The organism is Streptomyces parvus, assembly GCF_032121415.1.
Classification (GTDB): domain Bacteria; phylum Actinomycetota; class Actinomycetes; order Streptomycetales; family Streptomycetaceae; genus Streptomyces; species Streptomyces globisporus_A.
This window is the reverse complement of record NZ_CP135079.1, coordinates 3,265,660-3,292,046: the sequence shown is the minus strand read 5'-3', so window position 1 is coordinate 3,292,046 and position 26,387 is coordinate 3,265,660. Positions and strand designations below refer to the sequence as shown.

General features: G+C 71.0%; 22 protein-coding genes and 1 riboswitch. Of the genes, 7 read left to right on the top strand and 15 right to left on the bottom strand.

Features of this window, described 5'->3' with window-relative positions:
• Positions 1–2: 2 nt before the first annotated feature.
• Complete coding sequence (locus tag RNL97_RS15735; protein WP_243314374.1) at positions 3–629, bottom strand: precorrin-8X methylmutase; 627 nt, start codon at positions 627–629, stop codon at positions 3–5.
• 57 nt (positions 630–686) lie between these two features.
• Entirely contained in the window at positions 687–1,991 is a 1,305-nt protein-coding gene (locus RNL97_RS15730; RefSeq protein ID WP_313750838.1) for a cobalamin biosynthesis protein CobG, read from the bottom strand.
• A 271-nt stretch (positions 1,992–2,262) separates the two neighbouring features.
• Positions 2,263–2,348, top strand: a riboswitch (cobalamin riboswitch).
• 93 nt (positions 2,349–2,441) lie between these two features.
• Here RNL97_RS15730 and cobN point away from each other — a divergent pair.
• Both cobN and RNL97_RS15720 read left to right on the top strand, forming a co-directional pair.
• Entirely contained in the window at positions 2,442–6,047 is a 3,606-nt protein-coding gene (gene cobN / locus RNL97_RS15725; RefSeq protein WP_313750837.1) for a cobaltochelatase subunit CobN, read from the top strand.
• A 94-nt stretch (positions 6,048–6,141) separates the two neighbouring features.
• Positions 6,142–7,335 carry a hypothetical protein gene (locus tag RNL97_RS15720; RefSeq protein ID WP_032765833.1) on the top strand — a complete coding sequence of 398 codons (1,194 nt, stop codon included), beginning with the start codon at positions 6,142–6,144 and terminating at the stop codon, positions 7,333–7,335.
• A gap of 110 nt (positions 7,336–7,445) precedes the next feature.
• Here RNL97_RS15720 and RNL97_RS15715 read toward each other — a convergent pair whose 3' ends face one another.
• The 3 genes from RNL97_RS15715 to RNL97_RS15705 form a co-directional block, all read right to left on the bottom strand.
• Positions 7,446–9,263, bottom strand: coding sequence for a lysyl oxidase family protein (locus tag RNL97_RS15715; protein ID WP_313750836.1), 1,818 nt, complete (start codon positions 9,261–9,263; stop codon positions 7,446–7,448).
• Between the two features lie 389 nt (positions 9,264–9,652).
• Complete coding sequence (locus RNL97_RS15710; protein WP_243314372.1) at positions 9,653–10,816, bottom strand: outer membrane protein assembly factor BamB family protein; 1,164 nt, start codon at positions 10,814–10,816, stop codon at positions 9,653–9,655.
• A gap of 209 nt (positions 10,817–11,025) precedes the next feature.
• Positions 11,026–11,910, bottom strand: a complete 885-nt coding sequence (locus RNL97_RS15705) for a phosphorothioated DNA-binding restriction endonuclease (RefSeq protein ID WP_030585685.1) — start codon at positions 11,908–11,910, stop codon at positions 11,026–11,028.
• A gap of 591 nt (positions 11,911–12,501) precedes the next feature.
• Here RNL97_RS15705 and RNL97_RS15700 point away from each other — a divergent pair.
• The gene (locus RNL97_RS15700) at positions 12,502–13,194 is read left to right on the top strand and encodes a DUF6907 domain-containing protein (RefSeq protein ID WP_313750835.1); all 693 of its coding nucleotides are present in this window, start codon (positions 12,502–12,504) and stop codon (positions 13,192–13,194) included.
• Positions 13,195–13,348: 154 nt separating this feature from the next.
• Here the strand turns inward: RNL97_RS15700 and RNL97_RS15695 are convergent, their stop codons facing one another.
• Genes RNL97_RS15695 through RNL97_RS15660 form a run of 8 tightly spaced genes read right to left on the bottom strand, consistent with a single transcriptional unit; the run spans position 13,349 to position 20,508 of the window.
• The gene (locus tag RNL97_RS15695; RefSeq protein WP_313750834.1) at positions 13,349–13,942 is read right to left on the bottom strand and encodes a histidine phosphatase family protein; all 594 of its coding nucleotides are present in this window, start codon (positions 13,940–13,942) and stop codon (positions 13,349–13,351) included.
• On the bottom strand, positions 13,935–14,696 hold the full coding sequence (locus RNL97_RS15690) for an SDR family NAD(P)-dependent oxidoreductase (RefSeq protein ID WP_313750833.1): 762 nt from the start codon (positions 14,694–14,696) through the stop codon (positions 13,935–13,937). Before RNL97_RS15690 ends, RNL97_RS15695 begins: the two co-directional genes overlap by 8 nt.
• Positions 14,681–15,817: a hypothetical protein gene (locus tag RNL97_RS15685; protein ID WP_313750832.1), complete on the bottom strand. Its 1,137-nt coding sequence runs from the start codon at positions 15,815–15,817 to the stop codon at positions 14,681–14,683. Before RNL97_RS15685 ends, RNL97_RS15690 begins: the two co-directional genes overlap by 16 nt.
• Positions 15,814–16,974, bottom strand: a complete 1,161-nt coding sequence (locus tag RNL97_RS15680; protein WP_313750831.1) for a glycosyltransferase family 9 protein — start codon at positions 16,972–16,974, stop codon at positions 15,814–15,816. Before RNL97_RS15680 ends, RNL97_RS15685 begins: the two co-directional genes overlap by 4 nt.
• Positions 16,971–17,546 carry a phosphoribosyltransferase family protein gene (locus RNL97_RS15675; protein WP_313750830.1) on the bottom strand — a complete coding sequence of 192 codons (576 nt, stop codon included), beginning with the start codon at positions 17,544–17,546 and terminating at the stop codon, positions 16,971–16,973. The genes RNL97_RS15680 and RNL97_RS15675 overlap by 4 nt, the downstream gene beginning before the upstream one ends.
• 47 nt (positions 17,547–17,593) lie before the next feature.
• A complete protein-coding gene (locus tag RNL97_RS15670) occupies positions 17,594–19,393 on the bottom strand; it encodes a DUF4254 domain-containing protein (protein WP_313750829.1) in 1,800 nt (599 codons plus the stop codon).
• Positions 19,390–20,037: a hypothetical protein gene (locus RNL97_RS15665; protein WP_313750828.1), complete on the bottom strand. Its 648-nt coding sequence runs from the start codon at positions 20,035–20,037 to the stop codon at positions 19,390–19,392. Before RNL97_RS15665 ends, RNL97_RS15670 begins: the two co-directional genes overlap by 4 nt.
• A gap of 3 nt (positions 20,038–20,040) precedes the next feature.
• The gene (locus RNL97_RS15660) at positions 20,041–20,508 is read right to left on the bottom strand and encodes an NUDIX hydrolase (protein ID WP_313750827.1); all 468 of its coding nucleotides are present in this window, start codon (positions 20,506–20,508) and stop codon (positions 20,041–20,043) included.
• Between the two features lie 210 nt (positions 20,509–20,718).
• Here RNL97_RS15660 and RNL97_RS15655 point away from each other — a divergent pair, with 210 nt between their 5' ends.
• The 4 genes from RNL97_RS15655 to RNL97_RS15640 are packed head-to-tail and all read left to right on the top strand — an operon-like array spanning position 20,719 to position 23,821.
• A complete protein-coding gene (locus RNL97_RS15655) occupies positions 20,719–21,852 on the top strand; it encodes a helix-turn-helix domain-containing protein (RefSeq protein WP_313750826.1) in 1,134 nt (377 codons plus the stop codon).
• A 22-nt stretch (positions 21,853–21,874) separates the two neighbouring features.
• A complete protein-coding gene (locus RNL97_RS15650; RefSeq protein ID WP_313750825.1) occupies positions 21,875–22,444 on the top strand; it encodes a cysteine hydrolase family protein in 570 nt (189 codons plus the stop codon).
• 4 nt (positions 22,445–22,448) lie between these two features.
• The gene (locus RNL97_RS15645; protein WP_313750824.1) at positions 22,449–23,363 is read left to right on the top strand and encodes an FAD-dependent oxidoreductase; all 915 of its coding nucleotides are present in this window, start codon (positions 22,449–22,451) and stop codon (positions 23,361–23,363) included.
• Positions 23,364–23,416: 53 nt separating this feature from the next.
• On the top strand, positions 23,417–23,821 hold the full coding sequence (locus RNL97_RS15640; protein WP_313750822.1) for an NUDIX hydrolase: 405 nt from the start codon (positions 23,417–23,419) through the stop codon (positions 23,819–23,821).
• Positions 23,822–24,133: 312 nt separating this feature from the next.
• On the opposite strand, the gene RNL97_RS15635 is transcribed toward RNL97_RS15640, so the two are convergent.
• Together RNL97_RS15635 and mobC are read right to left on the bottom strand one after the other, a co-directional pair.
• Positions 24,134–25,783 (bottom strand): relaxase/mobilization nuclease domain-containing protein, encoded by a 1,650-nt coding sequence (locus tag RNL97_RS15635; protein WP_313750821.1) that lies wholly within the window; start codon positions 25,781–25,783, stop codon positions 24,134–24,136.
• The gene (mobC, locus tag RNL97_RS15630; RefSeq protein WP_313750820.1) at positions 25,784–26,278 is read right to left on the bottom strand and encodes a plasmid mobilization relaxosome protein MobC; all 495 of its coding nucleotides are present in this window, start codon (positions 26,276–26,278) and stop codon (positions 25,784–25,786) included.
• Between the last annotated feature and the right edge of the window lie 109 nt (positions 26,279–26,387).

Genomic DNA, 26,387 nt, shown 5'->3' with positions numbered 1-26,387 from the left:
GCTTACTCTTCCTCGCTCGCGATGGCGTTGAGCGCCGCCGCCGCTATCGCGCTGCCGCCGCGCCGGCCACGGATGATCAGGTGCTCCAGGCCCGACGGGTGCTCGGCCAGGGCCTCCTTGGACTCCATCGCGCCGACGAAGCCGACCGGGACGCCGATCACGGCGGCCGGGCGCGGGGCGCCCTCCTCGATCATCTCCAGCAGCCGGAACAGGGCCGTCGGGGCGTTGCCGACCGCGACCACCGCCCCCTCCATCCGGTCCCGCCACAGCTCCAGGGCCGCCGCGCTCCGCGTCGTCCCCATCTTCGCGGCCAGTTCGGGCACGGACGGGTCGGACAGCGTGCACACCACGTCGTTGTCCGCGGGCAGCCGCTTGCGGGTGACCCCGCTGGCCACCATCGCCACGTCGCAGAGGATCGGTGCGCCGGCACGCAGAGCGGCGCGGGCGTCGGCCACGGCGTTCGGCGAGAAGGCGAGGTCCGTCACGAGGTCGACCATGCCGCAGGCGTGGATCATCCGGACGGCGACCTGGCTGACGTCGGCGGGCAGCCCGGCGAGATCCGCCTCCGCGCGGATGGTGGCGAAGGACTGGCGGTAGATCGCCGGTCCGTCCTTCTCGTACTGGTGCACAGTGCTGTCGCTTTCTTCAGCTGATGGGTCGGAAGCTGATGGATCGGAGCTGATGGATCAGAGGGATCGGCCGCGGGCCGCGGCCACCGCCGCAGCCAGCGCGGCCGGGTCGTCCCGGACCGTCTGCGGGGGGTCCCGCCGCTCCCCGCGTACGTGCGAGATCCGGTGCCCGTCCGGGGTGACCACCACGTCGATCCACTCCCCGTGGGGGTGGCCGCAGCGGCGTTCGCACCCGGACCAGTACACAGGGAGCCGCCCGACCGCTCCGACGGCGGCCCCCGCTTCGGCCCGGACGTCGGAGAGGGACTTCGCGCAGCCGGGGTGGCCGATGCACGCCCCGACCCCGGTCCACGGGGAGCCGGGGGCGGTGATCAGCCCGGCAGCCGCCAGGGCGGCGAGCGCGTCGGCCGCATCCTCGGGCCGCCCGAACGGCCCGGGGACGACGATCCCGCGCCACGGGGTGAGCCGCAGCTCGTCGCCGTGCCGGCGGGCCGTCCCGGTGAGCAGCCGCCACTGGGCGGAGGTGAGCCGCCCGAGGGGTACGTCGACGCTGATCGCGTCCGCGGAACCGTGCGGGCCCGGGGCGGGGGGAGCCACCGTACGCGGACGGGGGCGGCGGACGGCCGGACCCGCGGCTGCCCCGACGGTGCGAACCAGCTCGGCCCGTACGTCGTCGGGCAGGTCCTTCACACGCCACGCGCCGGAATCGCGGGCGGCCCGCAGGAACGTCTCGGCGGCCAGGAGCGCGGCGCGCGGGCCTTCCCCGCTCGGTATCCGGAACACCTCGTCCTCGGCCCCGATCCGCAGGAGGCAGCCGTCGCCCGCCGCGATCAGGGTCACGTCGGCGCCCAGCGCGTCCACGTCACCGCGGCCGTCGTCCAGGGCGAAGAGGAAGCGGCCGGAGAGCGAGGCGGCGGCGGCCGATCCGCAGACCAGTCCGTCCAGTTCGGCCAGCAGGCGGCCGAGTGCGGGCGAACCCTCCCGGCCGTGACCGCCGTCCAGTCCGGCAAGCGGCGAGGCCACGATGTTGCGGGCCCGCTCGTGCGCGGCGGACGGCAGCAGCCCGGCGGCCGTGAGCAGCTCGGCGAGGGCGCCGCCGCACGCCGCGTCGAGGCCGCGCAACTGGACGTTGCCCCGCGAGGTGAGATGCAGCTCACCGTCCCCGAACCGTTCGGCCGCCGCGAGCAGCGCGTCCGCCCGGTCCGCGCTCAGCACCCCGCCGGGCACCCGGACCCGGGCCAGCGCACCGTCGTCGGCCCGGTGCAGCCGCAGCGTTCCCGGGCAGGCGTCGCCGCTGCCGCTAGGGACTGGGCCGCCCGTGGAGAGGCGGGAGGGGGCGGAATCGGGCATGGCGGCGAGCATACCGACCGGGCCGCTCCCGGCGACGGGCCCGCTGCTGTGACCTGCGGGACAACAGGGCAGCGGGAAAGCGGGGCAGCGGAACAGCGGGCAGGGAGGGTGCCACCACCCCGTCACCCCATGCGGGGATTCCACCCACCCCCCGCACCCAGGGGCGCCGCCGCGCCAAACAGTGATCACCACCGCACCCCCGCCCCCTGCCCCTGGCCCGCCCCCGCGGCTTAGGATGCAGGCGGTGGTCCGTTCAGGCCGCCATCGCCAGACGGCGACAGGGGAGGAAGCCCGGTGAGATTCCGGCGCGGTCCCGCCACTGTGAGTCCGGCCGCCGCCACCACCGGCTGCCGGACGAGTCAGGAACTCCCTTCTCCGAGTGCCCGGTAGCCACCGGACCGCCCGGGAGACCCTCCGACACCCGCCCGGGGCGTGGACACCCCGAGGAAGGCCTGACGCAGCATGATCCTGCTCCTGTCGACGTCCGACACCGACCTCCTGAGCGCCCGCGCTTCCGAGGGGCCCGTCAGCTACCGGTACGCCAACCCCTCCCGCGTCGACCTCGACGGACTGCCGGAGCTGCTGGACGGAGCCGACCTCGTCGTCGTACGGCTCCTCGGCGGCGTACGGGCATGGCAGGAGGGGCTCGACGCGGTGCTGGCCACCGGCCGCCCGGTCGTCGTGCTGACCGGTGAGCAGGCCCCCGACGCCCAGTTGATGGCCGCGTCCACGGTGCCGATCGGCATCGCGGCCGAGGCACACGCCTACCTCGCGCACGGCGGCCCCGCCAACCTGGAGCAGCTGGCCCGGTTCCTCTCCGACACCGTGCTGCTGACCGGCCACGGCTTCGAGCCGCCCGCCCCGGCCCCCGCCTGGGGCCCGCTGGAGCGGGAGGCCCGCACCGTGCCCGAGGGTGCGCCGACCGTCGCCGTCCTCTACTACCGCGCCCACCACATGAGCGGGAACACCGCCTTCGTGGACGGGCTGTGCACGGCGGTCGAGGACGCCGGGGGCCGCCCGCTCCCGCTGTACGTCGCGTCTCTCCGTACCCCGGAGGCCGACCTCGTCGACCGGCTCCGCGCCGCCGACGCCATCGTGACCACGGTCCTCGCGGCGGGCGGCACCAAGCCCGCCGAGGCCTCGGCCGGAGGCGACGACGAGTCGTGGGACGCGGGCGCGCTCACCCGGCTCGACGTGCCGATCCTCCAGGCGCTCTGCCTCACCAGCCCGCGTACCGCCTGGGAGGAGAACGACGAGGGCGTCTCCCCGCTCGACGCGGCCACCCAGATCGCGGTTCCGGAGTTCGACGGCCGCCTGATCACGGTCCCCTTCTCCTTCAAGGAGATCGACCAGGACGGGCTCCCCGCGTACGTCCCCGACGCCGAGCGCGCGGCCCGGGTCGCCGGGATCGCCGTACGCCACGCGAAGCTGCGCTCCATCCCGAACGCCGACAAGAAGATCGCGCTCGTGCTGTCGGCCTACCCGACCAAGCACTCCCGCATCGGGAACGCGGTCGGCCTCGACACCCCCGCCAGCGCCGTGGCCCTGCTGCGCCGCCTGCGCGCCGAGGGGTACGACTTCGGGCCCGAGGAGGAGATCCCGGGCCTGGTCTCCGGCGACGGTGACGAGCTGATCTACGCGCTGATCGACGCGGGCGGCCACGACCAGGAGTGGTTGACCGAGGAGCAGTTGGCGAAGAACCCGGTCCGGATCCCGGCCGCCGACTACCGCCGCTGGTTCGCCGAACTTCCGCAGGAGCTGCGGGAGGCGGTGGAGGAGCACTGGGGCCCGGCCCCCGGCGAGATGTTCGTCGACCGCTCGGCCAACCCGGAGGGCGACATCGTCCTCGCGGCCCTGCGGCGCGGGAACCTCCTCATCCTCATCCAGCCGCCGCGTGGCTTCGGCGAGAACCCGATCGCGATCTACCACGACCCCGATCTTCCGCCGTCCCACCACTACTTGGCCGCGTACCGCTGGATCGCCGCCTCCGCCGAGGACAACGGTTTCGGCGCGGACGCCATGATCCACCTGGGCAAGCACGGCAACCTGGAGTGGCTGCCCGGCAAGAACGCGGGCCTCTCCGCCGCCTGCGGCCCCGACGCGGCGCTCGGCGACCTCCCGCTGGTCTACCCGTTCCTGGTGAACGACCCGGGCGAGGGCACGCAGGCGAAGCGTCGCGTCCACGCCACGCTGATCGACCACCTGGTGCCGCCCATGGCCCGCGCCGACAGCTACGGCGACATCGCGCGCCTGGAGCAACTCCTCGACGAGCACGCGCAGATCGCCGCGATGGACCCGGCGAAGCTGCCCGCCGTCCGCGCACAGATCTGGACGCTGATCCAGGCGGCGAAGCTCGACCACGACCTCGGGGTGGAGGACCGCCCGGAGGACGAGGGCTTCGACGACTTCATCATGCATCTGGACGGCTGGCTCTGCGAGATCAAGGACGTCCAGATCCGCGACGGACTGCACGTCCTGGGCAACCCGCCCGCCGGGAACGACCGGGTCAACCTGGTCCTCGCCGTCCTGCGCGCCCGCCAGATCTGGGGCGGTACGGCGTCGCTCCCGGGCCTGCGCGAGGCGCTCGGCCTCGACGAATCGGCGGCCACCCGCACCGCCGCCGACGAGATCGAGGAGCAGGCGCGCGCCCTCGTCCAGGCGATGGACGACGCGGACTGGGACCCGGCGGCCGTGGCAGGGGTGGCGGCGGGCCTCCCCGACGCGGTGGCGGACATCCTCACCTTCGCGGCCACCGAGGTCGTCCCGCGCATGGCGGCGACGACCGACGAACTCACTCACGCCGTCCACGCGTTGAACGGCGGCTTCGTCCCCGCGGGCCCCTCCGGCTCCCCGCTCCGCGGTCTGGTCAACGTGCTCCCGACGGGCCGCAACTTCTACTCGGTGGACCCGAAGGCGGTCCCCTCGAAGCTGGCCTGGGAAACGGGCCAGGCCCTGGCGGAATCCCTGCTGACCCGCTACCGGACCGACAACGGCGACTGGCCCACCTCGGTCGGCCTCTCCCTCTGGGGCACCAGCGCGATGCGCACGGCGGGCGACGACATCGCGGAGGCGTTCGCGCTGCTCGGCATCCGCCCCGTCTGGGACGACGCCTCACGCCGCGTGACGGGCCTGGAGCCCATCCCGTACGAGGAGCTGGGCCGCCCCCGCATCGACGTCACGCTCCGCATCTCGGGCTTCTTCCGCGACGCGTTCCCGCACACGGTGGGCCTCCTCGACGACGCCGTGCGCCTGGCCGCCTCGCTGGACGAACCGGCCGAGCGCAACTACGTACGGGCGCACACCCAGGCCGACCTGGCCGAGCACGGTGACGAACGGCGGGCCACCACGCGCATCTTCGGCTCCCGCCCCGGCACGTACGGCGCCGGCCTCCTCCAGCTCATCGACTCCCGCGACTGGCGCACCGACGCCGACCTCGCCGAGGTCTACACGGTCTGGGGCGGCTACGCCTACGGCCGCGAACTCGACGGCCGCCCGGCTCGCGAGGAGATGGAGAGCGCCTACAAGCGCATCGAGGTCGCCGCGAAGAACACCGACACCCGCGAGCACGACATCGCGGACTCCGACGACTACTTCCAGTACCACGGCGGCATGGTGGCCACCGTGCGCGCGCTCAAGGGCACGGCCCCGGAGGCGTACATCGGGGACTCCACCCGCCCCGAGACCGTCCGCACGCGCACGCTCGTCGAGGAGACGTCCCGCGTCTTCCGCGCCCGCGTCGTCAACCCGAAGTGGATCGAGGCGATGCGCCGCCACGGTTACAAGGGCGCGTTCGAGCTGGCGGCCACGGTGGACTACCTCTTCGGGTACGACGCCACGACCGGCGTGGTCGCCGACTGGATGTACGACAAGCTCACCCAGACGTACGTCCTGGACCCGGAGAACAAGCAGTTCCTCCAGGAAGCCAACCCCTGGGCTCTGCACGGCATCGCGGAACGCCTGCTGGAGGCCGAGTCCCGCGGCATGTGGGCCAAGCCGGACCCGGCGGTCCTGGAGGCGCTGCGCCAGGTGTACCTGGAGACTGAGGGCAACCTGGAGGGCGAGGACTGACCCCGCCGGCCGGCGGGCCGGTCCTCGCCGGCCGCACCGTCCTTCTTCGTCCGGCACCTGCCCCGGACCGCTCCCGACCGGCACAATCACGGTCATGGGGACAACGGGGCAGAGACCGGCCGCGCAGCAATCGGCCGAGGCCGACGGACCTGCTGTGCGGGAGCGTTCGGTCATCAAGGGGATCCTGGCCGGGCTGCGCCTGACCTTCACGTCGGGGCTGGCGGGGGCGGCGGTCGCGGCCCTCGTGGTCGGCGTGATCCTGGAGCGGGTGCCGGTGTTCCTCTCGGGCGGCGGGGTCCTGCTCCTCCTCGTCCTGATCGGCTTCGCCGCCGGGCGGCGAAGCCCGGGGCCCGCCGAACCGCCGGTCACCCGGACCGCTCTCGCCCGGATCGAGGACCTGCGGGCGACGAGTGGCGAATCGGCCGACGTACCGGTGGAGTTCCTGCTGACGGTCGCACCGGAGCCGGAGGACGGCCGCCCGGCGTACCGCGTGAAGGTCGACCAGTCCGTCAACCTGGTCGACATCCCCGCCTACCGGCCGCGCGGCATCGCGGTGGTGGAGTACCGCCCGGACGAGCCCTGGGACGTGCGGATCGTCACCCGCCCGACCCCGGAGTGGAGCCGCCGGGCCGAGGCGGCGGAGATCGACTCGGCGCCCGAATCCACGCTGGTGGAGAAACCGGGGCTCAGCGAGGGCTCCTGGTGTGTGCTGGTGCTCGTCACGTTCCTGGCGGGCGCGGCGCTGGTGGTGCTTCTCTTCCGGGGCGAGTTGTTCACCTCCGAGGACCACGTGGGTTCCTCGCCGAAGCAGCCCTCCGTCACGTCGTCCGCCTCCGCCTCCGTCTCCGTCTCGCGGACGTTCACCACCTCCACGACGGTCTCCGGGCACTCCTCCTCGCTGCTGGTCCTGGGCCGGATGCGGGAGACGGTCACGGAACTGGCGGAACGCGCGGGCACCTCGGAGGTCACCGCGATCACCATCCAGGAGCGCCGCATGGAGATCCGCGGCGACTCCGCCCGACCGCCCGGCGAGACGCTGCACGTCCAGATGCTCCCGTACGAACTGTTCCCCGCCCTGGTCCGTGAGGCCCGCACGACGCTCGGCGTCCGCTCCCCGAAGAGCTGGCGCATCGACGTGGCACCGGACTCCGGCACGGGGCCGGGCACGGGGCCCCGGGTCCGGGTCACGGTCACCGGCGACGAGGGCACCGCCCACCTCGACGCGGACGCCACGGCCCGGATCCTGGAGCGGCGGCCGGCGGGGGAGGGCGGGGCCGACCGGGGGTGAGGCGGCGGGGGCCGCGGGCCGGGCCCGGGCATGCCGCAGGCCCCGGGAAGGCTTCCCGGGGCCTGCGGGACGTGCACGAGGCAGTGCCCCGACGGACGTACGGCGCCGTCCTAGTTGGCGTTCACCAGCTCATGGGCGGGGACCTCCACGGTCCGGGCGCCCTTCTTCCCGCCGAGGACGACCTTGCGCAGGGCGCTGTTGTTCTTGTGGTTGGTCTCCTTGAGCCGGTTCTCCGGGTTGGCGAGGACCTGGATGTAGTACGTGCCGTTCGGCAGGCCCGTGATGTCGAAGGACTGGCCGGGCAGGTCCTGGGTGTAGGTGTCACCGGAGCCGACGTCGAGCACCTCGCGGACGGAGATCGAGTTCTCCTGGCCGCACGCGGTGGACAGGTCGGTGTTGTCCGGGTGCCAGTTGGCGTTCTTCACCGTGTAGTCGACGGCGTCGGTGTTGGCCAGGCAGAACGCCTCCTTGCCGCTGCGCACCGACTCCTTCTTGTCGGCCTTCAGCAGCCGGTAGCTGGCGAAGTCCGTGAAGTGCCAGTGCTCGTGGCCGGGACGCGGGTCCCACTCCATGGTGCCGGTCGGGGTGTAGCCGACCTGCTTGCCCTTGGCGTCGTAGAAGTACTGGTAGGCGTCCATCAGCTCCTTGCCCGGGGAGCGGAAGCCGTCCACGACGAGCTTGGCCGGGCCCGCGTTCCACACGTTGGCGCTGAAGGCGAGGTAGTCCCTGCCCGCCTTCTCCTCGTAGCCGTCGTTGACGGTGATGCCGTACGCGGGCAGCGAGCGCAGGTCCGGCTTGGGCACGTCGGGCACGGTGGCTCTGCCGGTGGGCCGCTTGGCGTTGGGCCTCGCCGCGGGAGCCTGCCGCGACCCGTCGGTCTGCCCGGGACGGTCGCCGACCTTGGCGGCCGAGAAGGCCTGCCGCTGGAGGGACTCCTTCTTGAGCGCCCAGGGCAGGGCGGGCGGAGCGGGCGGGTAGGGCCCGTGACCGACGTTGAAGGTGGGCGCGGCACCGGTCGTCCGGGCGGCGGGGGCCTCGGGACGGGCGGGGGCACCGTGCGCGGCATGGGCCGAGGCGGCGGGCGCGTCGGCGGCCTGCTGGTGGCCTTCATGGCCGCCGTGCCCTGTGTGCCCCTGGTGTCCGGGCTGTCCGGCCGCGGACTTGGCGGACTGGGGAGCCGCGCTGCGGGGTGCGGAGCCCGAGCCCTCTTCCTCTTCCCAACTGCGCTCACGAACCGTGACCTTGACGGTCTGCGGCTTGTTCGCGATGCCGAAGAGGTCGCGGTACTTCTTCGTCACGGAGATCTTGGCGGTATAGCTCCCGGCGGCCAGCTGGACCGGCTTGGCGTAGTACCCGGCGTAGGTGTTGGACGCCCAGCCGTTCTCCACGCCCCACACCGAGCCGAGGGTGAAGGGGTTCACCGGACAGCTCTGCGGATACTTCGAGTTGGCGGGGGCGTCCGGCCGGATCCGCCCGGAGGCGTTGTTGGGGCAGAACGCCTCGGTCTGCTTCAGCACGGTCTTGCCGGCCGCGTCGGTGACCGAGATCTGCGCGAAGCCCGGCAGCCCGGAGAAGTCCTTCACGAGTCCGGCGGGAAGCGCCTTGGTGGTGGTCTTCTTGCCGTTCCGGAGCACCTGCGTGGCGACGACCGGGTCCTTGTACGACTTCCGGGTCACCTTGAGCTCGAAGGCGCCGTTCTCCGAGGTCAGATAGGTCCCGAGGTCGAGATAGACACCGGGATCGTCCTTCCACGAGTCTAGCGTCACCGAGGTGGAGGCGGCGATCAGGCTGAGCTTCGGCGTCGGCTCGGCCGTCCTGGCGTCGGGCGCGGCGGCAACGACACCCGCCGTCACGGCGACGGCCACGGCGACGGCGATCGAGGGGCGGGTGAGTCGGTTGGTGCGGCCCTGCGGGGATCTGGTCATCATTCCTCGTACTTCCGGCTTCCGAGTGCGCGATGGAACGTGGACGATCAGCACGGCCCCAACTCAACTCACCTGTGGCGACGCTGTGTCCGGCCTGTGAGAGGCCCCGCGGGGTGGTCGGGTTGTCTGCGGTCACCCGGACGGCCCGCAGTTGTCCGAAAAGTACCGCCCGGGCCTCCGTGACGGAGCCGGGCGGGAAGCCTCGGCACGGTCCCTGCGCAGCGGCTCTGCCGGACGGCGCCCCTGCTCGCTTTTCGGCCAGGGGCCCGCCGGCGGACGCGCCCGTCCCCTGCGGCGCCGGGCCGTGGGCGTGACCGTACGAGGAGGGTCGGTCGCAGAACGGGCAAAGGGGGTGGCGTCCGGGCCACGGGACCCGAAGCCACCCCCAGGGCTCACTGTCCGTACGCGACCAGCAGGTTGGTGGCCGGGACCACCACGAGCCCGCCGCCGGCTCCGAGACCGGTCAGCGGCTGGGAGACGTTGTGCTCGTCGGGCTCGTTGATCGGCGCGCCGACGTCGGTGGACCAGACGGACTGGCCGGTGGCGCCGTTGAGCGCCCACAGCTGACCGCTCAGGGAGCCGACGTAGACGTAGCCGTTGACGACGATCGGCGCGGTGCTGATGCGGCCGTCCCCCTGGAACGTCCAGCGACTGGCCAGGGTGCGGCTGTGCCGCTCCTGCAGAACGCCGTCATCGACGAAGTAGCCCTGGCGCCCGTCGAAGGCGGGCGCCGGCGACCAGCCGTCGGCCGGGTAGGTGCCGCGGACCTTCCCGTCGGCGGTGTTGAGCACCGCGGGGGCCCCGCCGCTGCCGTCGCGGATCCAGACACCGCCGTCGGCGACGACAGGGGTACGGCCGCCGCCGCCGGAGCAGTCGGTCCGGCGCTCCCAGACCGGAGCGCCCGATGCCGGCTCGAAGGAGTAGGTCCGCTCGCAGGCGTACGAGACGTAGACCCCGTTCGCCGTGACGGCGGGCGAGCTGTTGTCCCCGTTCTCGACGGACTGCGTCCACCGCACTGCCCCGCTGGCGGCGTCCACCGCGTACAGGGTGCCGCCCGAGCCGGCCCCGCCGGTGTACACGAGACCACCGGAGAAGGTGGGCGGGGAGGAGAAGGAGTGCTGGTCGGGCAACTTGACGGTCCAGAGCACCGCCCCGGTGGCCGGATGGAAGGCCGTCAGCACACCGTCGTAGTTCTGGGCGTAGAGCCGTCCGCCCCCGTAGGCGAGCGCGGACCACCAGTAGGTGCCGCCGAGGTCGACCGGCTTCCAGGCGTTCTCGCCCGTGTCCGCGTCCAGGGCGTGCAGGACGGTGCCGTACCCGTCCGGCGAGGCGACGGTCACGAAGACGCGCCCGCCGGCCACGACGGGGTAGGAGACGTTCCCACCCAGGTCACGGGACCACTTCCGGCTGAGCGGCGGAGCACCCACGGCGGAATCGACAAGGCTTCCGTCGTGCCGTGCGTTGATCTGGTACGTGGTCGAGGAGCCGGTCTGCGCCGACTGCGCGCCGACCGGCGTCACGAAGGTGACGACCGCCAGCGCCGCACCGAACAGCACGCCAACGGTTCTTCGAAGCTTCACTCGGATGTCCCCCATCGTCCGGCACCGCCACGGGCGATGCGCACACGGCGGGCCAGACCCGGATCGGCTGACCCGTCTCCGTCTCCATGGTCCACGAGGAGGGCGGCAACCGCCGCTGATTTAAAGCCAGTTGATCGCTGGCGGCGGGCCGCCGACCGGTGGCACGGTGATCGTCGTACCGGCGGTCACGCAGGACGGGGGCTGCCGTGGAAGACCTGGCCGGTGTGCCAGGAGCGATGGTCGGCGGCGACCGGGCGGACGCCGGGCTGGGGGCCGATCACCGGACGGCCGGCGAGCGCGATGACGTGCTCGCGGGCGGCGGCGCTGCGGCCGACGAAGCTCTGTGAGACCAGGATGCGGTGACCCTCGCCGAGGCCGAGGACGCCTTTGTCGAACAGCTTGTGGTGCAGCGAGCAGAGGCACAGGCCGTTCTCGACGTCGTCCGGCCCGTCAAACGCCCACCAGCGCACATGGGCGGCCTCGAGCCCGACCGGCACCGCTCCGATCCTCCCGTCGTACCCGCAGAAGGCGCACCGGTACTCGTAGGCGGTCAGGACCATCTCCCGCATCCGCCGGTCCCGCTGCCTGCGCGCGGCCGCTGCCGGTCCGGCCTCGGCCTCCTCCAGTGCCAGGCCGACGGCTTCGCACAACTCGCCGTGGAGGGAGGGCGGGAAATGGAGGTCGAGCAGCACCCGCGCCATCCGGCCGAGCAGGGACGGCTCCCGCCGCAGCGCCGCACGCAGCTCCGGCGCGAGCCGGCCGGCGGCACCGGTCGCACGCAGTTCCCCGACCCCGCTCCCGGGGCTCCCCGGCCCCCGCTCGGTGCGCACCTCCCACACACCGTCGCTCACCAGGTGATGAAAGGGGTAGGCGGGCGTCGTCCGGTTCCCGGGCCCGTACTCGGCGAGCAGCCGTCCCAGATCCTCCTCCACCGCGCTGTAGCGCAACGCTCCGTCGGAGTCCTGCTGAAACCGGCTGAGCGCGTAAAGGAGCAGCAGGGGCTTGTGCGGAGCCCGCACCCCGCTCCTCGTCCACTGCCTCAACCGCGCGGCACGTTCGACCCAGTCCATGGTCCGCGAGCGTATCGCCGCACCACTGCACCCCCGCGAGGGCGGAGACCGGGACAACGTGTACGCGGCCGACGTCGAAGGCCCCCGCAGCGAGCTGCGGGGGCCTTCGACGTATTGCCCGGTGAGAGCAATGGCGGAGGATACGAGATTCGAACTCGTGAGGGGTTGCCCCCAACACGCTTTCCAAATGTTCGTATGGGGGTCCGGCGGGGGTCGGGGGCGTCCTGACCTGCGGCGGAGCGTTCGGCGTTGCCGTATCCGGACGGGCTCGGACGGGGGCGAATGAGACTAGAACTGAGACCCTGCTGAGACACGTTCCGCTCGGTCAACGCACCATTGCCGAACGTGGCATCCCTAGTCGCTTCTATGCTGAGGCTGAAGCCTGGACCTATTCCCTGCAGCCCCTTCCTCACACATAGATCACCCGGTGGGGTGGACCGTGTCTGGGGGTGCATGGTCGACTCTCGTGGTGGTAGTACCTCCGGCATGAAGGCCACCACCGTTGAGTCGGCTCCACTTCCTGCAATCGCCCCCACCCCTGCTTGTTCCGCCTACACATGGTGCACCGACACTGGCGACCACCATTCGCACATGGGCGTCGTCGCCGAGGTGCTAGGCACTGGACAGGAGTCGGCCCCTCACTTGCGTGCCTGGCTCCACGATCTCGATGGCGACGGTGAACTGACTGCCAGCGTCACCCACCGAGGCGACAGCGGTGACTTCGATGTCGCCGGATTGCGTTCCTATGCCATGAGGATCGGCGCGTTTGCCAGCCAGGTGGTGGAGCTCGCTGACCAGCTTCAAGCCACGACGTACTCGCCTGATCCGGCCGCCGAAACCGTGAAGCGGCCAACTACTTGGACTATCACCATCGAAGGGGGCGGGCATCTTTCCGGCTATCTCCCTCCGTGGGTCGAGCGCAGCAGTGTCGATGGCTATGCGGAGAAACCGCTGCGCGCCGACCGGCTCGGCTTGCTGGTGGATATCGATCACTGGCTTACCGTCGAAGGCGTCGAGATGAGTGTGGCCGGGCCCGGGTGCGACGACCTAGCCGAGCCCGAAGAGATCTTTCGCGGACATTTGCAAGTACGCCCCTTCGACAGCGACCCACCATCCCGTGTGCCGCACGTCGATCTAGAGGTGGTGGAGGGTCGCTGGATGGAGAATCTCGGACCCGCTGACCTAGCAGACATTGCCGACAAGCTCCGAACGCAGGCCGCACGGCTTGACGAGACCCGCAAGATGCTCGTTCAAGCAAGGATCGACTGGGAAGCCAACGCTTGACTGAGGTTGCTGGCAAGGACGGATCAAGGGACACGGCCCTGGCTCTCTTTCGGCATTGGAAGCCGGGCGCCGGGGCCGGGGCGCAAGCGTTGAGCCTAGACGTACTACGAACCGGAGGGTCTCTGGTGGGTGCGGTGGCTAGCGTGTCGGCCATCTATGGGGCAGGTCGCTGTGGGCCGGTTGTAGTTCGTTGATGGGTTGTCAGGATTCGAAGTTCGGCGAATTGCCATGAGGTCTTCGCGGCGGTGACGAACGCGGCGGGCCCTTCTGCAAGGCGCGTGAGGACGCCCAGGAAGAGAGTGTGGGAGACGGCCAGTAGGGGGCCGTGGCGCCCGGCGGTGTGGTGGAGGAAGGCGGCGCAGTGGCGGGTGCGGGTGTGGAGGTCGGTGAGGCTTTCGCCGTCTTCGCAGCGTAGGAAGGGGTTGGCGAGGCGGCGGGCTCGCCAGGCGCGGTAGGCCGGTGGGTAGGTCTCGGCCGTGCGGCCGAGGACGATGCTCGGGGCGCGCCATTCGGCGAGGAGGCCGGAGGTGGCCACGATCGGCAGGCCGGTGAGGTGCGAGACGAGGGTGGCGGTCTGACGGGCGCGGGGGATCGGGCTGGTGACGATCGCGGTGACACCCTCAGGGAGGGGCAAGGAGCGGCGTACCTGCTCGCGGCCCTCCTGCGTGAGGGCGGCTTCGTGCGGGGCGTGGTAGCCGGGGCGGTGGCCTTCATAGGCGCCGTGGCGCATGAGCCAGATGTCAGCCAAGGATCCAGCCTCCGTCGACGCGCAAGGTCTGGCCGGTGATGAAGCCGGCGTCCTCGGCGGCGAGGAAGGCGACGGCCGCGGCGATGTCCTCCGGGCGGCCCCGGCGCTGGACGCACTGGCGGGCGAGTTGCCGGGCGCTCATGGCTTCCGGATCGTCGACGACGGTGTCCTCAACGGGGACGCGGATGGAACCGGGGGCGACACAGTTCACGGTGATCCCGGCTGGGCCAAGTTCGCGTGCGAGGGCACGGGTGAGTCCTTCGAGGCCGGCCTTGGCACTGATGTAGCCGGCGAGGTCGTGACGGCCCGCCGCGGCGAGGACCGAGCCGATGGTGATGATCCGGCCCCCGCCGACGGCCGTCATGGCAGGGGTCAGCTCGTAGGCGAGGTGGTAGTGGCTGGTCAGGTTAGAGGCCAGAGCCTCGTCCCAGTGAGCCGGTGTTGTCTCCGTCCACGGGCGGCGGGGGTAGGCGCCGGCGTTGCTGATCAGGATGTCGATCGGGCCGATCCGGTCGTGAGCCTGGTGGCATAGGGCGCGCGCGGCCTCGGCGTCGCGGAGGTCGGCTGACAGGGAGATTGCGGCGCCGCCGCTGCCGGTGATGTGGGCGGCGAGCTCGGCTGCGGCCAGTGCGTCATCAAGGTGCGCGAGGGCTACGGTGGCGCCGTCGGCGGCGAGACGGCGGGCTATGGCCGAGCCGAGGCCGCCGGTGGCTCCGGTGACCAGGGCGGTGCGGCCGTTCAGGGGGCCGGGCATGGCGACTCCAGCGGGCAGAAGTAGGTGGTGGGGTCGAAGGCGGGGCTCATGGCCTCGGCAAGACGGGCGAGCAGGACGAGCCGGTCCTCGGAGGCCAGGTCGGCCAGGTTGTAGACGCCGAGGATGCGCATGCCGAGGTAGGGGCGGAGCAGGTTCGCCAGGTCCTCGCCGGGCCAGAGGCGGTCCGCGACCGGTCGTACGAGCTTGTTCCAGTACGCGGTCACGGCGGCTCGCCGAGGTACAGAGAGGCGCGGCGTGTAGTCGATGTGGATGGTGCTGGTGGTGTGGTCGATCGCCGCTCGTCGGATCTCGGGGGTGTTGGCCGGGACGTGGGTGAAGGTGGCGGGGTGGTCGGCGAAGGCGGTTGGGTTGTAGGTGGGTACGAGCCAGCCGCCGAGAGCGGAGGCGTACCAGAGGAAGTTGGCGAACTCGCCGGGGATGCTGTTCATTCCCGCGGTGTCGTAGTCGAACCAGGCGAGCGGGTGGGCGAGGTTGACATCGGTGGGGTCGCCTTGGGTGAGGGCCGCCCAGACCGGCTCTGCCGTGGCGAAGTGCGCGCGCAGCCAGCGGAGGGTGGCGGCCCAATCCAGGTGTTGTCGGCGGCCGTTGATCTTCAGGGCGTAAGTGCTGAGGCGGGATACCGGGATGTCGACGAGGCCGTCGGCGATCAGGAAGTCCTTGCTGGCGTAGTACGTGTCGAGTCGGCCGCCGGGTGCCGCGCGGTCCCAGTACAGCTTGCGGACGACGTGCGCCGGATCGGCCGGCCATGCCGTTGTGAGAATGACGTCCTGGTACGCGGCCGTGAGCTTGTCCATGTAGGTGTGGAGGTGGCTGGTCGGCCCGTCTGTGTTGAGAAGGTCGAGGAGAAGTCCCTGGTCGGTGCCGCCGGGCAGGCGTTCGTACGCGAGGAGGTGTCCGCCCGGTACGCGTAGGTGGGTGTGGAGGGCGGGGACACGGTAGTGCCGGGCCAGGCGGGCGTGGCCGTGGATCTCCTCTCCGGCCTCGGCCGGGTTGCGGGTGTACTTCAGGAGCAGCGGGTGGCCGAAGAGGTCGACCGGGCAGAGCAGGTTGCGGGTGAAGCGCCGCACCGGTCCGACCCGAAGGAGGGGCTGGGAGATCATCGCCCCACCTCGTTGAGTAGTTCGAGGCCGACATGGGCCAGCGCGGCGGGCGGGAAGGCGTCCATGTGCACGTCCGAGTTCGGGGCGATGGCGTCGCGGACGGGGCAGAGGTCGCCCTGGTGCATGCGGTCGGACAGGTTGGTGGCGACGGCGTGGTGGTGCGGTAGGCCGGTGTGCCACTTGCTATGGCTATGGCGCGCGTACAGGCCGATGACCGGCGTGCCACCGCCATCCCGGCCGCCGCGCGCCATCGCGGCGAGGTGGGTGAGGCCGGTGTCGTTGCCGACGATCAGATGGCAGTGCGGGAAGAGGTCGACGAGGCCGTCGGCCGGCATCCCGTCGATGTGGAGGGCTTGCACGTGACGCCGGGGAGCCTCCGCCGTGACGCGGAGGCCGTCGCCCAGGTTGCCGCCGATGAGTAGCAGCCGGGCCTGGGCCTGTTGTGCCTCGGCGATGTGCTCGGCGAGGGCGATGTAGCGCTGGGCGGTGTAGTTCTTACGCTCCGGCCAACTGGTGGCGGTGATGGCGGCGATGGTCAGACCGCCCAGCCAGCCCACCGAGCGCAGTTCCTCCGCGAGCTTGTTCGGCCCGGTCGCGAGGGTGGGAGCGAAAGGAGCCGTGCCGGGTAGGCGGATGCCGAGGCGGCGCTCCAGGGCCAGGTAGTGGCGGGCGGGCAGGTCCGGGTGGGCGCGGCCGTCGCTCGACCAGCACGGCGGGGCGGCTGGGTCGAGCACCAGGCTCACCGCCGCCTCCGAGCCGTGCGCCTCAACCCCCGTGCGGTCCCCGATCACGGCCGGCCAGCCGTTGGGCGTGGTGGTCTGGGGCTGCGTGATCAGCCCAGTGCGGGCGACCAGTGCTGCGTATGGACCCACTGCCCGGACGGACACGCGTACCGACCGCAGCCGCAGCCAGTCGAGGACAGCGCAGACCCCCGACAGCGCGAGGAGCGTGTCACCGAGTTTCCCCTCGAAGGCCACGACGACCTCGCCGCACCCGCTCAGGCGCTGGACGAGCTCGGCGGAGGCGGCCAGCGGGAGCGGTGCGCCGATGGGAACGCTGTCCCGGTCGTACGCGAGCGGGGTGGTGTGGACGGCCCCGGCGGGGATGACGAGGGAACCGTGGTGGAACCGGATCCTCGCCGGAGCGACCGCTGTCATGCCGTGCCCTCGATCGTGGTGAGCGAGACGAGCGGCAGGCCGAGGTCGGTGAGCAGGTCGCGGGCTCCGCGGGTCGTGTCCTCCACCAGGCAGGCTGCCGCCAGTGGGACGGCGCTGGCCTCGCGGAGGCGGTGGGTGAGGTCGGCCAGGGTTCGGCCGGTGGTGATCTCGTCGTCCACGATGACGATGCGCTGGCCGGGAGTGATGCCGTACGCGAAGACGTCGGTGCGCATTGCGTGGGGCTCGCTGAAGCGGACTGCCCCGTCGAGCGGGAGGTGCAGCTTCCAAGCGATCTTGTACGGGAGCTGAGCGGCACCGGCGAGGGAGACGGTCGGCAGGATGCCGCCGGCGTCCAGGCCGAGGAGGAAGTCCACGGAGCCGAGCCCGTCCGGCACCTGCTCCTGAAGCAGACGCCACAGATCGGCTCCGGTGGTGGTGAGGGTATCGGGGTGGACCGGGTGCTCCAGGCCGTCCAGGGAATGGATGACGCGCTCGCGGCGGCTCGTAGCTCCGACGCTGAGCCGTTCGACGATCCGGGCGGTGAAGGACGGCACGGCGATGGTTTCGGGCATGGCGAAGCTCCTGTCGGACGGAGAACGAGGAAGGAGAGGGAGACTGTTCAGGCGGCGAGCTGGGCGGAGTACCAGGTGAGGAGCTGGTCGACGGCCACGGTGACGGGCTTGAGGACGAGCTCGGCCTCGCCGTCGCGCCAAGCGCTGGAGATCTCGGCCAGGGAGGGCGTCGCGAGGGCCGTCAGGCCCGGCATGCGGGAGGCTGCGGCGAGGATCCGATCGGGGCCGGACTCCCACTGGTTGTGCTCGCGCAGGAGCAGGCGGCAGGCGAGCACGAGGTGCTTGTAGAGCTGCCGCAGTGCGGTTGGCCCCGCGTCGGCGCGCAGACGGCGCATGGTCAGGATGACCTGGGGGAGTTCCCGGACAGCGGCGAACGCCAGCTCGCCTCGGCTGATCGTCGGCAGTTCGAGGCTGGGTGCGGCGTGCAGGACGGGGCTGCCCTGCTGGAGCTGGTGGAGGACGAACGCCAGGCGCGGGGTGAGGCGCCGGGCGGTCAGTTCGCCGGGCGTGACGAGGGTGGGGCCGAGGGCGGCCGCACCGCCGAGGGCCCTCCGGTACTGCTCCAGGGCCTCGTGGACCCGGCCGATGGCCTCGTGCTCGGCGATCACGAGCAGGTCCAGGTCGGACCAGCCGGCGATCCAGCTGCCCTCGCCGGGGCTGCCGGTCAGGGCGGCTAGCCGTACGCAGGAGCCGTAGGCCCGTACCGCGTCGGTGAAGTCGGCTGTCGCCGAGGCTATGGCGCCAGGCAGTCCCAGCCCGTACGGAGTGGCCGCGCGTAGCGCCGTGGATGCGGGCGGGGCGGCGATGCGCCGGAGCCGGGCGCGGAGGGCGGCGATGCTGCCGGTGTTGTCGATGACGTGGTCGGCGAGCGCGGCTACCTGGTGGGCGCCACGGCTCATCTTGATCTCGTCCTTCGCGGCGACGGCCTGGGCCGGAGTGCCGGACCGCTCGAAGCGAACGGCGAAGGAGGCGTCCAGGTAGACGATCTGGAGTGCGTCGCCCATGAGTCGCTTGAGCTCGGCGATCGAGGCGTCGTCGTGGACGGACTCGATGGTGAACAGCTCCGTGTCGACGTGCGCGTCCGCGAAACGGTTCAGCTCACCGAGCAGCAGCTCGGCCTGCCGACGGGCCGACAGGGCGTACGGGTCTGCGAGGCCCTCCCGGTGGGCCGCCTGCCGCAACAGGAAGCCGATCTTGAAGCGTTGCGCACCGCAGGTGCGCTGGACGAATTCGGCGCTGGTGCTCTTGCCGCACTCGCTCAGTCCACCGAAGGCGAGGACCCGGCGCAGCCGCCGACTCGGTTTCATCTCTGCGGGGGCGGCGTCGTCCCGGCCGTACAGCTTGAAACGAGCCGGTACGGGGAGCCGGCGACGGCCTGCGACGACGTCGGAGACCAGCGCGTCGAGGGCGGCGCACAGTTCCTCCCGTTGGCCGTGAAGGGCGGGGACACGTCGGCGGGCCAACTCGTCCCGGGCAGCTGCCCGTTCGCTGTGCCAGATCCTCAGTGTCAGCACCGAGAGGCGGTCGATGACGGAGGCGAGCGTCTCGGTGTGCAGTGGTGCGTCGGCGCGGCCTGCGTCGGCCAGTGAGCCGAGGACCTCGTCAGCCCGTTCGGCGAGCAGGTTCCGTTCGGCATTGAGCTGGTCGATCTCGCGCTTGCAGTCGGCGACCTGGGCGGCGGAGAGTAAGGTGCCGCGCACCCGGTCCTCGGTTTCCCACAGACGCCCGTTGACGGTGTGGAGTCGGGTGATGGTGTCGTCCAGGCGGTTCCGGTCCTTGTCCTGGAGCGCTGCCACGGTGCGGGACAGACTGTGTGGCAGGACCAGGGGCGGGGAGTTCTGCGTCATCGGGGACTCCCGTCGATGAGTCGGCTGAGGCCGAGGCAATCGAGCACATCGCTGTGCACGGCGTCCAAGGAGCGGCCCTCGCAGTCGACGACCGCGGTGAACGCACCATGGTCGACCTGGTGGAGCAGGACGGCGTGCAGCGTCTTCTGGTACTCCGGGTAGATCCCGGTCCAGGGGCGGCCCTCGCGGGCGCTGGTGATGGCGTAACTGCGTTCGGCGTCGGACGACGGGAGCAGGAGGATGGAGGTCTCGGGTGTGGCGGCCCGCGAACCGGCGATTCCCGTCACGGTCTTGAACGCTTCGCCGACAGTCAGCCCGTCCTTGACCACGCAGGTCGCAGCGGCCACGGCGAGAAGCATGGGCAAGCCCCGGTCCAGCAGACCCGTTCGCCCGCTCTCGTGTGCGGCGGCCCGCTTGGCATGACCGGCGAGCAGTATCTCGGTCAGCTCGACGGTCGTGGACGTCTCGAACCACCACCGGGCGTAGTCGCCGGTGGCCACCCGTGCCCAGGGCTCGGGATCGTGCTCGTGGACCGCGCCCAGCGGCTGGAAGGCGTTCCACCGTTCGGCCAGCCGCACCAAGTGGGTCGTCTTGCCGACGTTGTCAGGGCCGTTGAGGCTGACGAAGTCCGGGGCTCGCGTCATCGCTCACGCCTCGCGGATCGGGGTGTCGAGGACCGAGGTGATCGCGTACGTGTTGGCGGCGATGAACTCGGCGAGCTCCGGGGGCATCAGGTTCAGTTCGCGGACCGCCTCACTGGTGAATGGGACGCGTACCACCTCGTATTCGCCCCGTTCCGGCTTCGCGAACTCCGTTCCCGTACGCGCGGCCAGGTCCATCGACTCCAGGCGCGCGGCGAAGATGTGCTGGACGCCGACGCCGCCCTCCAACTGGTCGGTGATCAGGTGGACCAGTTCGGCGCGCGCCAGCTTGCCGCCGATCTCCTCGAACACCTCGCGGTGCAGAGCCGATTCGATGGTCGCGTCGTCCGTCTCGACCCCTCCGCCGACCGTCACCCAGTACGGCTCCCTGCCCGGCTTGGTGCGCTTGATCAGGACCAGTTCGTCGCCGTCGAGGAGGATGGCGCGGGCGTTGCGCTTGACGATGTCGGTCATGCCGGTTGCTCCTTCTGGTGGTGGTGCAGGAGAGAACGGCGGAGGGGCTGCCTGGTGGTGGCCGGCCCCGGCGCGGTGGATTCAGCATGGAGCAAGACGGTTGCAGAGTGTGATGTACGGATGCTGCAGCAATGCCGCAGCGCTGCTGAACAAGGCTGGCTACGCTGGTCGTTCGGTCGTTTCGCCGGGTGATGGACAGGGGGTGCCACGGTGGTCACGGTGCAGAGATGGTCCGGCCGGGAGGCCCGGCTGCTACGCGATGCCCTGCGCATGAGCCTGCGGGATTTCGCCGCGTACCTGGGGGTCAGCGACCGTACTGTGTCGAACTGGGAGGCAGGCGGTGCCGGCTACCAGCCTCGCGCCGAGTCTCAGGGCATTCTCGACACCGCGCTCGGTCGCGCACCCGACGACGCGAGAACCCGGTTCGCGGAAGCGCAGGGAATGAGTGACACGGCTGCACCTGTCACAGGGCGGATAGAAGTCGACTCTCACAAGTTCCTGCCGGTCTTCATCGGTGTCGAGCGCGCCGGCCGGCTTCGGGAGCATCTGACACCGAGTGGGGGCGCTCAGTGGCTGGAGTCCTCCTCGACCCGACTGGACCACCCCGAGGCGCAGAGCTGTGTCCTGCACGTCTTCGCATGCGGGGTAGCCGTCTTCCACCTTGTCCAGCCGCACGAACCTGCCGCGCTGACCGACCTGGCCGTCTGGCGCTACCGCTCCTACGCGTCTGACCTTCCCTGGGCCCGGGACAAGATCCGCGAACTCCTCGAAGGGGACCACGCCGGGGCCACCAACCCCGAATACGTCCTTTCCCTCTACTGCCTCACCTCCGGTCCGTGGGCCGCAGACGCCTACGACACCGCGCTGCGCCTGCTCTCCACTCCCTCGGTTCTGGTCGACCGCGGGGCACCGGGTGGTCCCGCGCCCTTGGCCTGCACGGTCGAGGAGTCGCTTCTTGCCACCGGCTTCGACCACCCGGACATCGTTTCCTTCGGCGTACGGGGAGTGTCCACCGCCTACGCCGGCTGGTCCGGCGTCGCCTACGCCTCCCACTCCAGCGAGCGCAGCCTCACCACCGACGAGCTGGTCGCCTGCGAGCTGACCGTCCAGGCCCTGTGGTGTTTCACCCGCCACATCCAGCAGATGGTCGAAGACGGCCAGGACCCCTCCATGCCGGAGCGGTACGGCTGGCGATTCCTGCGTGCCGCCGCTTCCCGGCTCACCACCGCCCGTGCTCAGGAGACCGCGCAACACGTCCTGATGCGGGAGGCCATCATGAAGACCAGCGGATTGGCCGAACGGCTGCGCACCGCGCAGGAAGCTCTGCGCGAGAGCGCCGGCTGAGAACGGGCAGGAGTGAGGGCCGATGGACATCAGCAGTGCCGCACTGGTCGTGATCGACATGCAGAACGGCTTTGTGAACCGTCACAGTCGCCACGTCGTGCCCGCAGTCGCCGACCTCGTCGCCAGATGGTCGGCCGCCGGGCGCCCTGTCGTCTTCACCCGGTACTTCAACTATCCGGACAGCCCGTACGAGCGGTTCTTCCAGTGGCGACGCCTCCAGGAACCACCCGAGACCGACATCGTTCCCGAGCTCGCCGAGGCGGCGGGCCACGCGCACGCAGGCGTCGACAAGACCGGGTACACGCTCTTCACGCCCGAGGCCGCAGAACTGATGCGACGGGCCGGCTGGACCGACCTCGTCTTCTGCGGAATCGCCACCGAGAGCTGCGTTCTGAAGTCCGCCGCAGACGCCTTCGAGCACGGATACGCACCCTGGATCGTCGTGGACGCCTGTGCCAGCGACGCCGGCCCGGACGTCCACGACGCCGGTCTGCTCGTCGCCCGGCGCCTGATCGGAACAGGCCAACTCGTGGACGTCGAGCATGTGATGAGCCAACTCGATACGCGTGTGGCCGACCCGGTGCTGGAATAGCCTCATGGCCGACACACCGCTCGACACTGACCTGATCATCATCGGCGGAGGACCGGCGGGCTGCGCCGCCGCCCGCATGGCCGCAGGCGTCGGCATGCGCACGATCCTGGTCGAGCCGGACCGGCTGTGCCGAAATCTCTACCGGATCCCGGCCCTGAACAACGTCCTCGGCGGCCACACCAACGGCCCCGACCTGGCCGACGCCATCGTGGCGGAACTGAAGGGCACCGAGCTGTGCCGCCTCGAACTCGGCAGGCGTGTCACCGAACTCCGCGCCGATGATGACCGGGTGACCGTCACGGTCGACACCGGTGCGCGTCTCACGGCTCCGTACGCCGTCGTCGCCACCGGCGTCGGCCCCCTCCAGCCCCACGACGTCACCTGGATCACCGCCCCCGACGGCCCAGTCCTGCCCCCGCTCTGGGAGGCAGAAGCCGACGACGCCGAGGGGCGCACCCTCCTTGTCCTGGGTGGCGACCGCCCGATCGGCACGTTCCTGCGTGCCCACCCGGCCGCAGACACCCGCCTGCTCGTGGCGTACCCGGCAGCCGACGCGTACAAGATCGAGGAAATCCAGGACGACCCCCGCGTGACCCTCGTCCCCGTCGACCACCTGACGCTGCAGGCGGCAGAGGACACCCAGTTGTCGGCGGAAGCAGTGGGCCAGGACGGCACGCGGCGGACGATCACAGCGGATGCGGCCTACCTCAGCATCGGCAACGCCCCGACCGCCCCGCCCGGCGATCTCACCCGGAGCCCGGACGGATACTGCCCGCCGACCGACCAGCACCCCCGCGTCATTGTGGCCGGCGACCTCCGCTCCGCCCGCTTCCAGCGGATCATGACCGCACTGGGGTCAGGCAGCGAGGCCGCACTGCACGCCTACTACGCGGCCAGGGACGTGCCCACCAAGGGCTGAGACCACAGCGGTGGGATACGCGCGACGACCTACGCACTCGGGAAGGGATCTCCATGACCACTGAGGTCAATCCGGCGGTCGCAGCCGCCGTCGTCGTGCAGGACGGGCGGGTGCTGCTCGTGCGACGGCGCGTGTCGGAGGGGGCGCTTTCGTGGCAGTTCCCGGCAGGGAAGATCGAATCCGGCGAGAGTGCGGGGGAGGCGGCGGCGCGCGAGGCCCGGGAGGAGACTGGGCTGCTGGTGACTCCCCAGATCGTGCTCGGGCAACGGGTTCACCCCATGACCGGATGGGAGATCCACTACGTCGCGTGTAGACGCTCTGGCGGCGAAGCGGGCATCGCGAGTCCGGACGAAGTAGCCGATCTGGCTTGGGTCGCGCACGGCGAGATCCCGCACTACGTGCCCTACGGACTGTTCAAGCCGGTACGGGACTATCTCGATGAGGCTCTACTCTCGTGATCCGGGCCAAGCCGGACACCGCCTCTTCGGCGTTCATACAGCTCGGGAACGTAAGGCTCTCTGAGGCCAGCGCATTCCGTGCTGGCACCCAAGGGGCTCAGCGTGTCGAGCCTGGTGGTCAAGTCATGGGCACGGGAGCGTGCTTCTGGTGCCAGGCCGTCGAGAACGTCGCGGGCGCAGGGGGTGTCGGGTCGGGCGGCGAGATCCTGGACAGCGGCCCAGTTCTCGGCGATGAGGTGCAAGGCTTGTCTTGATCGCTGGATAGCTTCCCGCCTCACCCGTGTGCTCCATGTCCGTAGGACTGCGAGGAGTTCAGCGCGTACGGCGCTGCTGGCCTGTGCGGGCGGGTCGGTAGGGGGCCGACTGAGGTGCCGGGCCACGGCTGGTGGTCCGTTGGTTCAGGTCGGCGATACGGTGCAGCCGCCAGATGAGAACCTCGCTGACGCTCATGGCGGTGTCCAGGTCTCGCCTTTCGGCGGCTTGGGCGAGGAGGGCGGCGGAGTCGAGGCCGACGCTGCTGGCCTGGGCGAGGGTGGCTGCCAGGGCGGGCCAGCCGGTGTCGGTGAGGATCTTCTCGGCCTGCTCGGGGAGGGCTCGGCCCACGGCGGCCGCTTGTTGGTGGTGAAGCCATTCGGGCAGTTGGGTTCCTCGCTGATGGATCATGGCCAGCGGCCCGGCTGCAGCGGCCTGGTAAGCGGTGCGGAGGTGCTCGGCGGCCTGTGATGCGGCCTCGGCCTGTTGGGTGTGGCCGCGATTACGGTGCCAGTGCTGCGCGGCCAAGGCGGCCAAGAGAACGGCGTCGAGAAGGACTGCGAGGAGGACTCCGTCCTTCGGGGCGGGTTCACGGAGGATCGATTTCACCGCTCGGCGGGTGGTGTGGGCCTGCCGGTGCTCTGCGCGGATTCGGGAGCGACTTGCCCGCTCGAACGCGGTTGCTGCTTGCAGGAGATCGGGCCGCAGGCTCGCGGGCGCGGTGAGGGGCAGGACGTCGAGGGCTTCGGCGAGGACGGTGATGTGGGCCTGCCCGGCTTCGGTGCCACCGTTGCTAAGGTGGTCGGGTGTCCGGTCGATGGCGACGGTGAGGCGCCGCCAAGCTGTGGAGCCAGTGGGTTCCCTCGGTGTCGTCTCGGTGGCCGTGAGGCGTTCGGCGATCCTGGGATAGGAGAGGTCCGGGGCGAGGGTGGAGCCGGAGAACCACACCGGTTGGCCTTGGGCGTTTGTGTCGCAGTCGAGGGCGAGCTTGTAGCCGCGGACATCCCCGGACGGGAAGTACTGGACATCGATGAGGGCTCCGGCACCTTCGACGAGCCGGAAGAACTCCTCGGTGTCCGTGGCAGCTGAGAGCGCCGTGCGGGCGACGGTACGAAGGTGCTCACGTGAGGTTCGGGTGTTCCCCGTGCGGCGGGCTTTCTCCTGCTCGGCGCGGGTGGGGCGCTTGGCGGCGGTGCGGTCGCCCCGTTGGACCTGTCGGAGCCCGTACTCCTTCTCGACCGCTGCGAGTTCCTTATCGGCGCGCAGGTAGTCGTTCCAGTTGCGGGGCGGACGGAGGTCACCTCGTACCTTGGTGGCGACGATGTGTATGTGGTCGTCGGCGTGGCGGACGGCGACCCAGCGGCAGGCGTCGGTATCACCGGCGGGTGCGATGCCGGTGGCGTCGAGGACGCGGCGGGCGATGGTTGCCCACTCGTCGTCGGACAGGTGGCGGTCCTCGGGGGCGGCGCGGATCGAGCAGTGCCAGACGTGGTTCTTCGGCGCCTTGTGGTTGGCCTGCTTGACCCTCAGGTCGAGGACGGTGGCGAGCTGGGCGAGTGTCGCGTCCGGGTCGCGGCCGGGGTCGGGGGCGAAACCGTCGAACGAGGCCACGAGGTGGGGGTCGGTGTGTTCGTTGGCGCGGCCGGGACCGTAGAGGTAGTTCAGGACGCCCCGGGTCTTGTGCCCCGGCTTGACGATGTTCGCGATCAACTAGGCCGCCTGGTGCTTTGTGGCCGCCGCGTCGGCGGCGGTGTCGACGGCGGTGGCCGCCCGCTTGACCGTGACCAGGACCCGTCCGGCCTCCGCGAGCACGGCAGCGTCAACCGGGTGGGTATGACCACCGGAGTTGAGGCGGTGGGCAACCTGGTTCACGTTCGTACCGATCTTGGCAACCTGCGCGCGCAAAGCGGCGAGCTCGTCGATCAGGTCATCGGTTGCGGTCCGATTGCCAGGCAGGACGAAGTCGTTGTCCAGATGAGCCATGACGATCGCACCGACCAGGTGCGCACCGGCCAGACCTAGGCGACGGGCTTCGGCCAGGATCGCTTCCTTCTCGTCGACGCTGTAGCGGACATCGACACGCTCCTTACGCTGCATGTCCTTGCGGGCGCGACGCTGGGCGACACGACGCAGCGCGGCCTCGTCGGCGGCACGCCCGCCTGCTGTCCCCGGTGCGCCCTTGCGCCGGGGGCCCGTCTCCGCCACCCCCGGGGCGGAGGCTTCTGCGTTGGACCGGCCCTTGGACGGTCCAACGCCATACCTTGCTCCGCCCGGGGCTGGGTGGGTGGTCGACTGAAGCTGGGGCGTGGTGGGT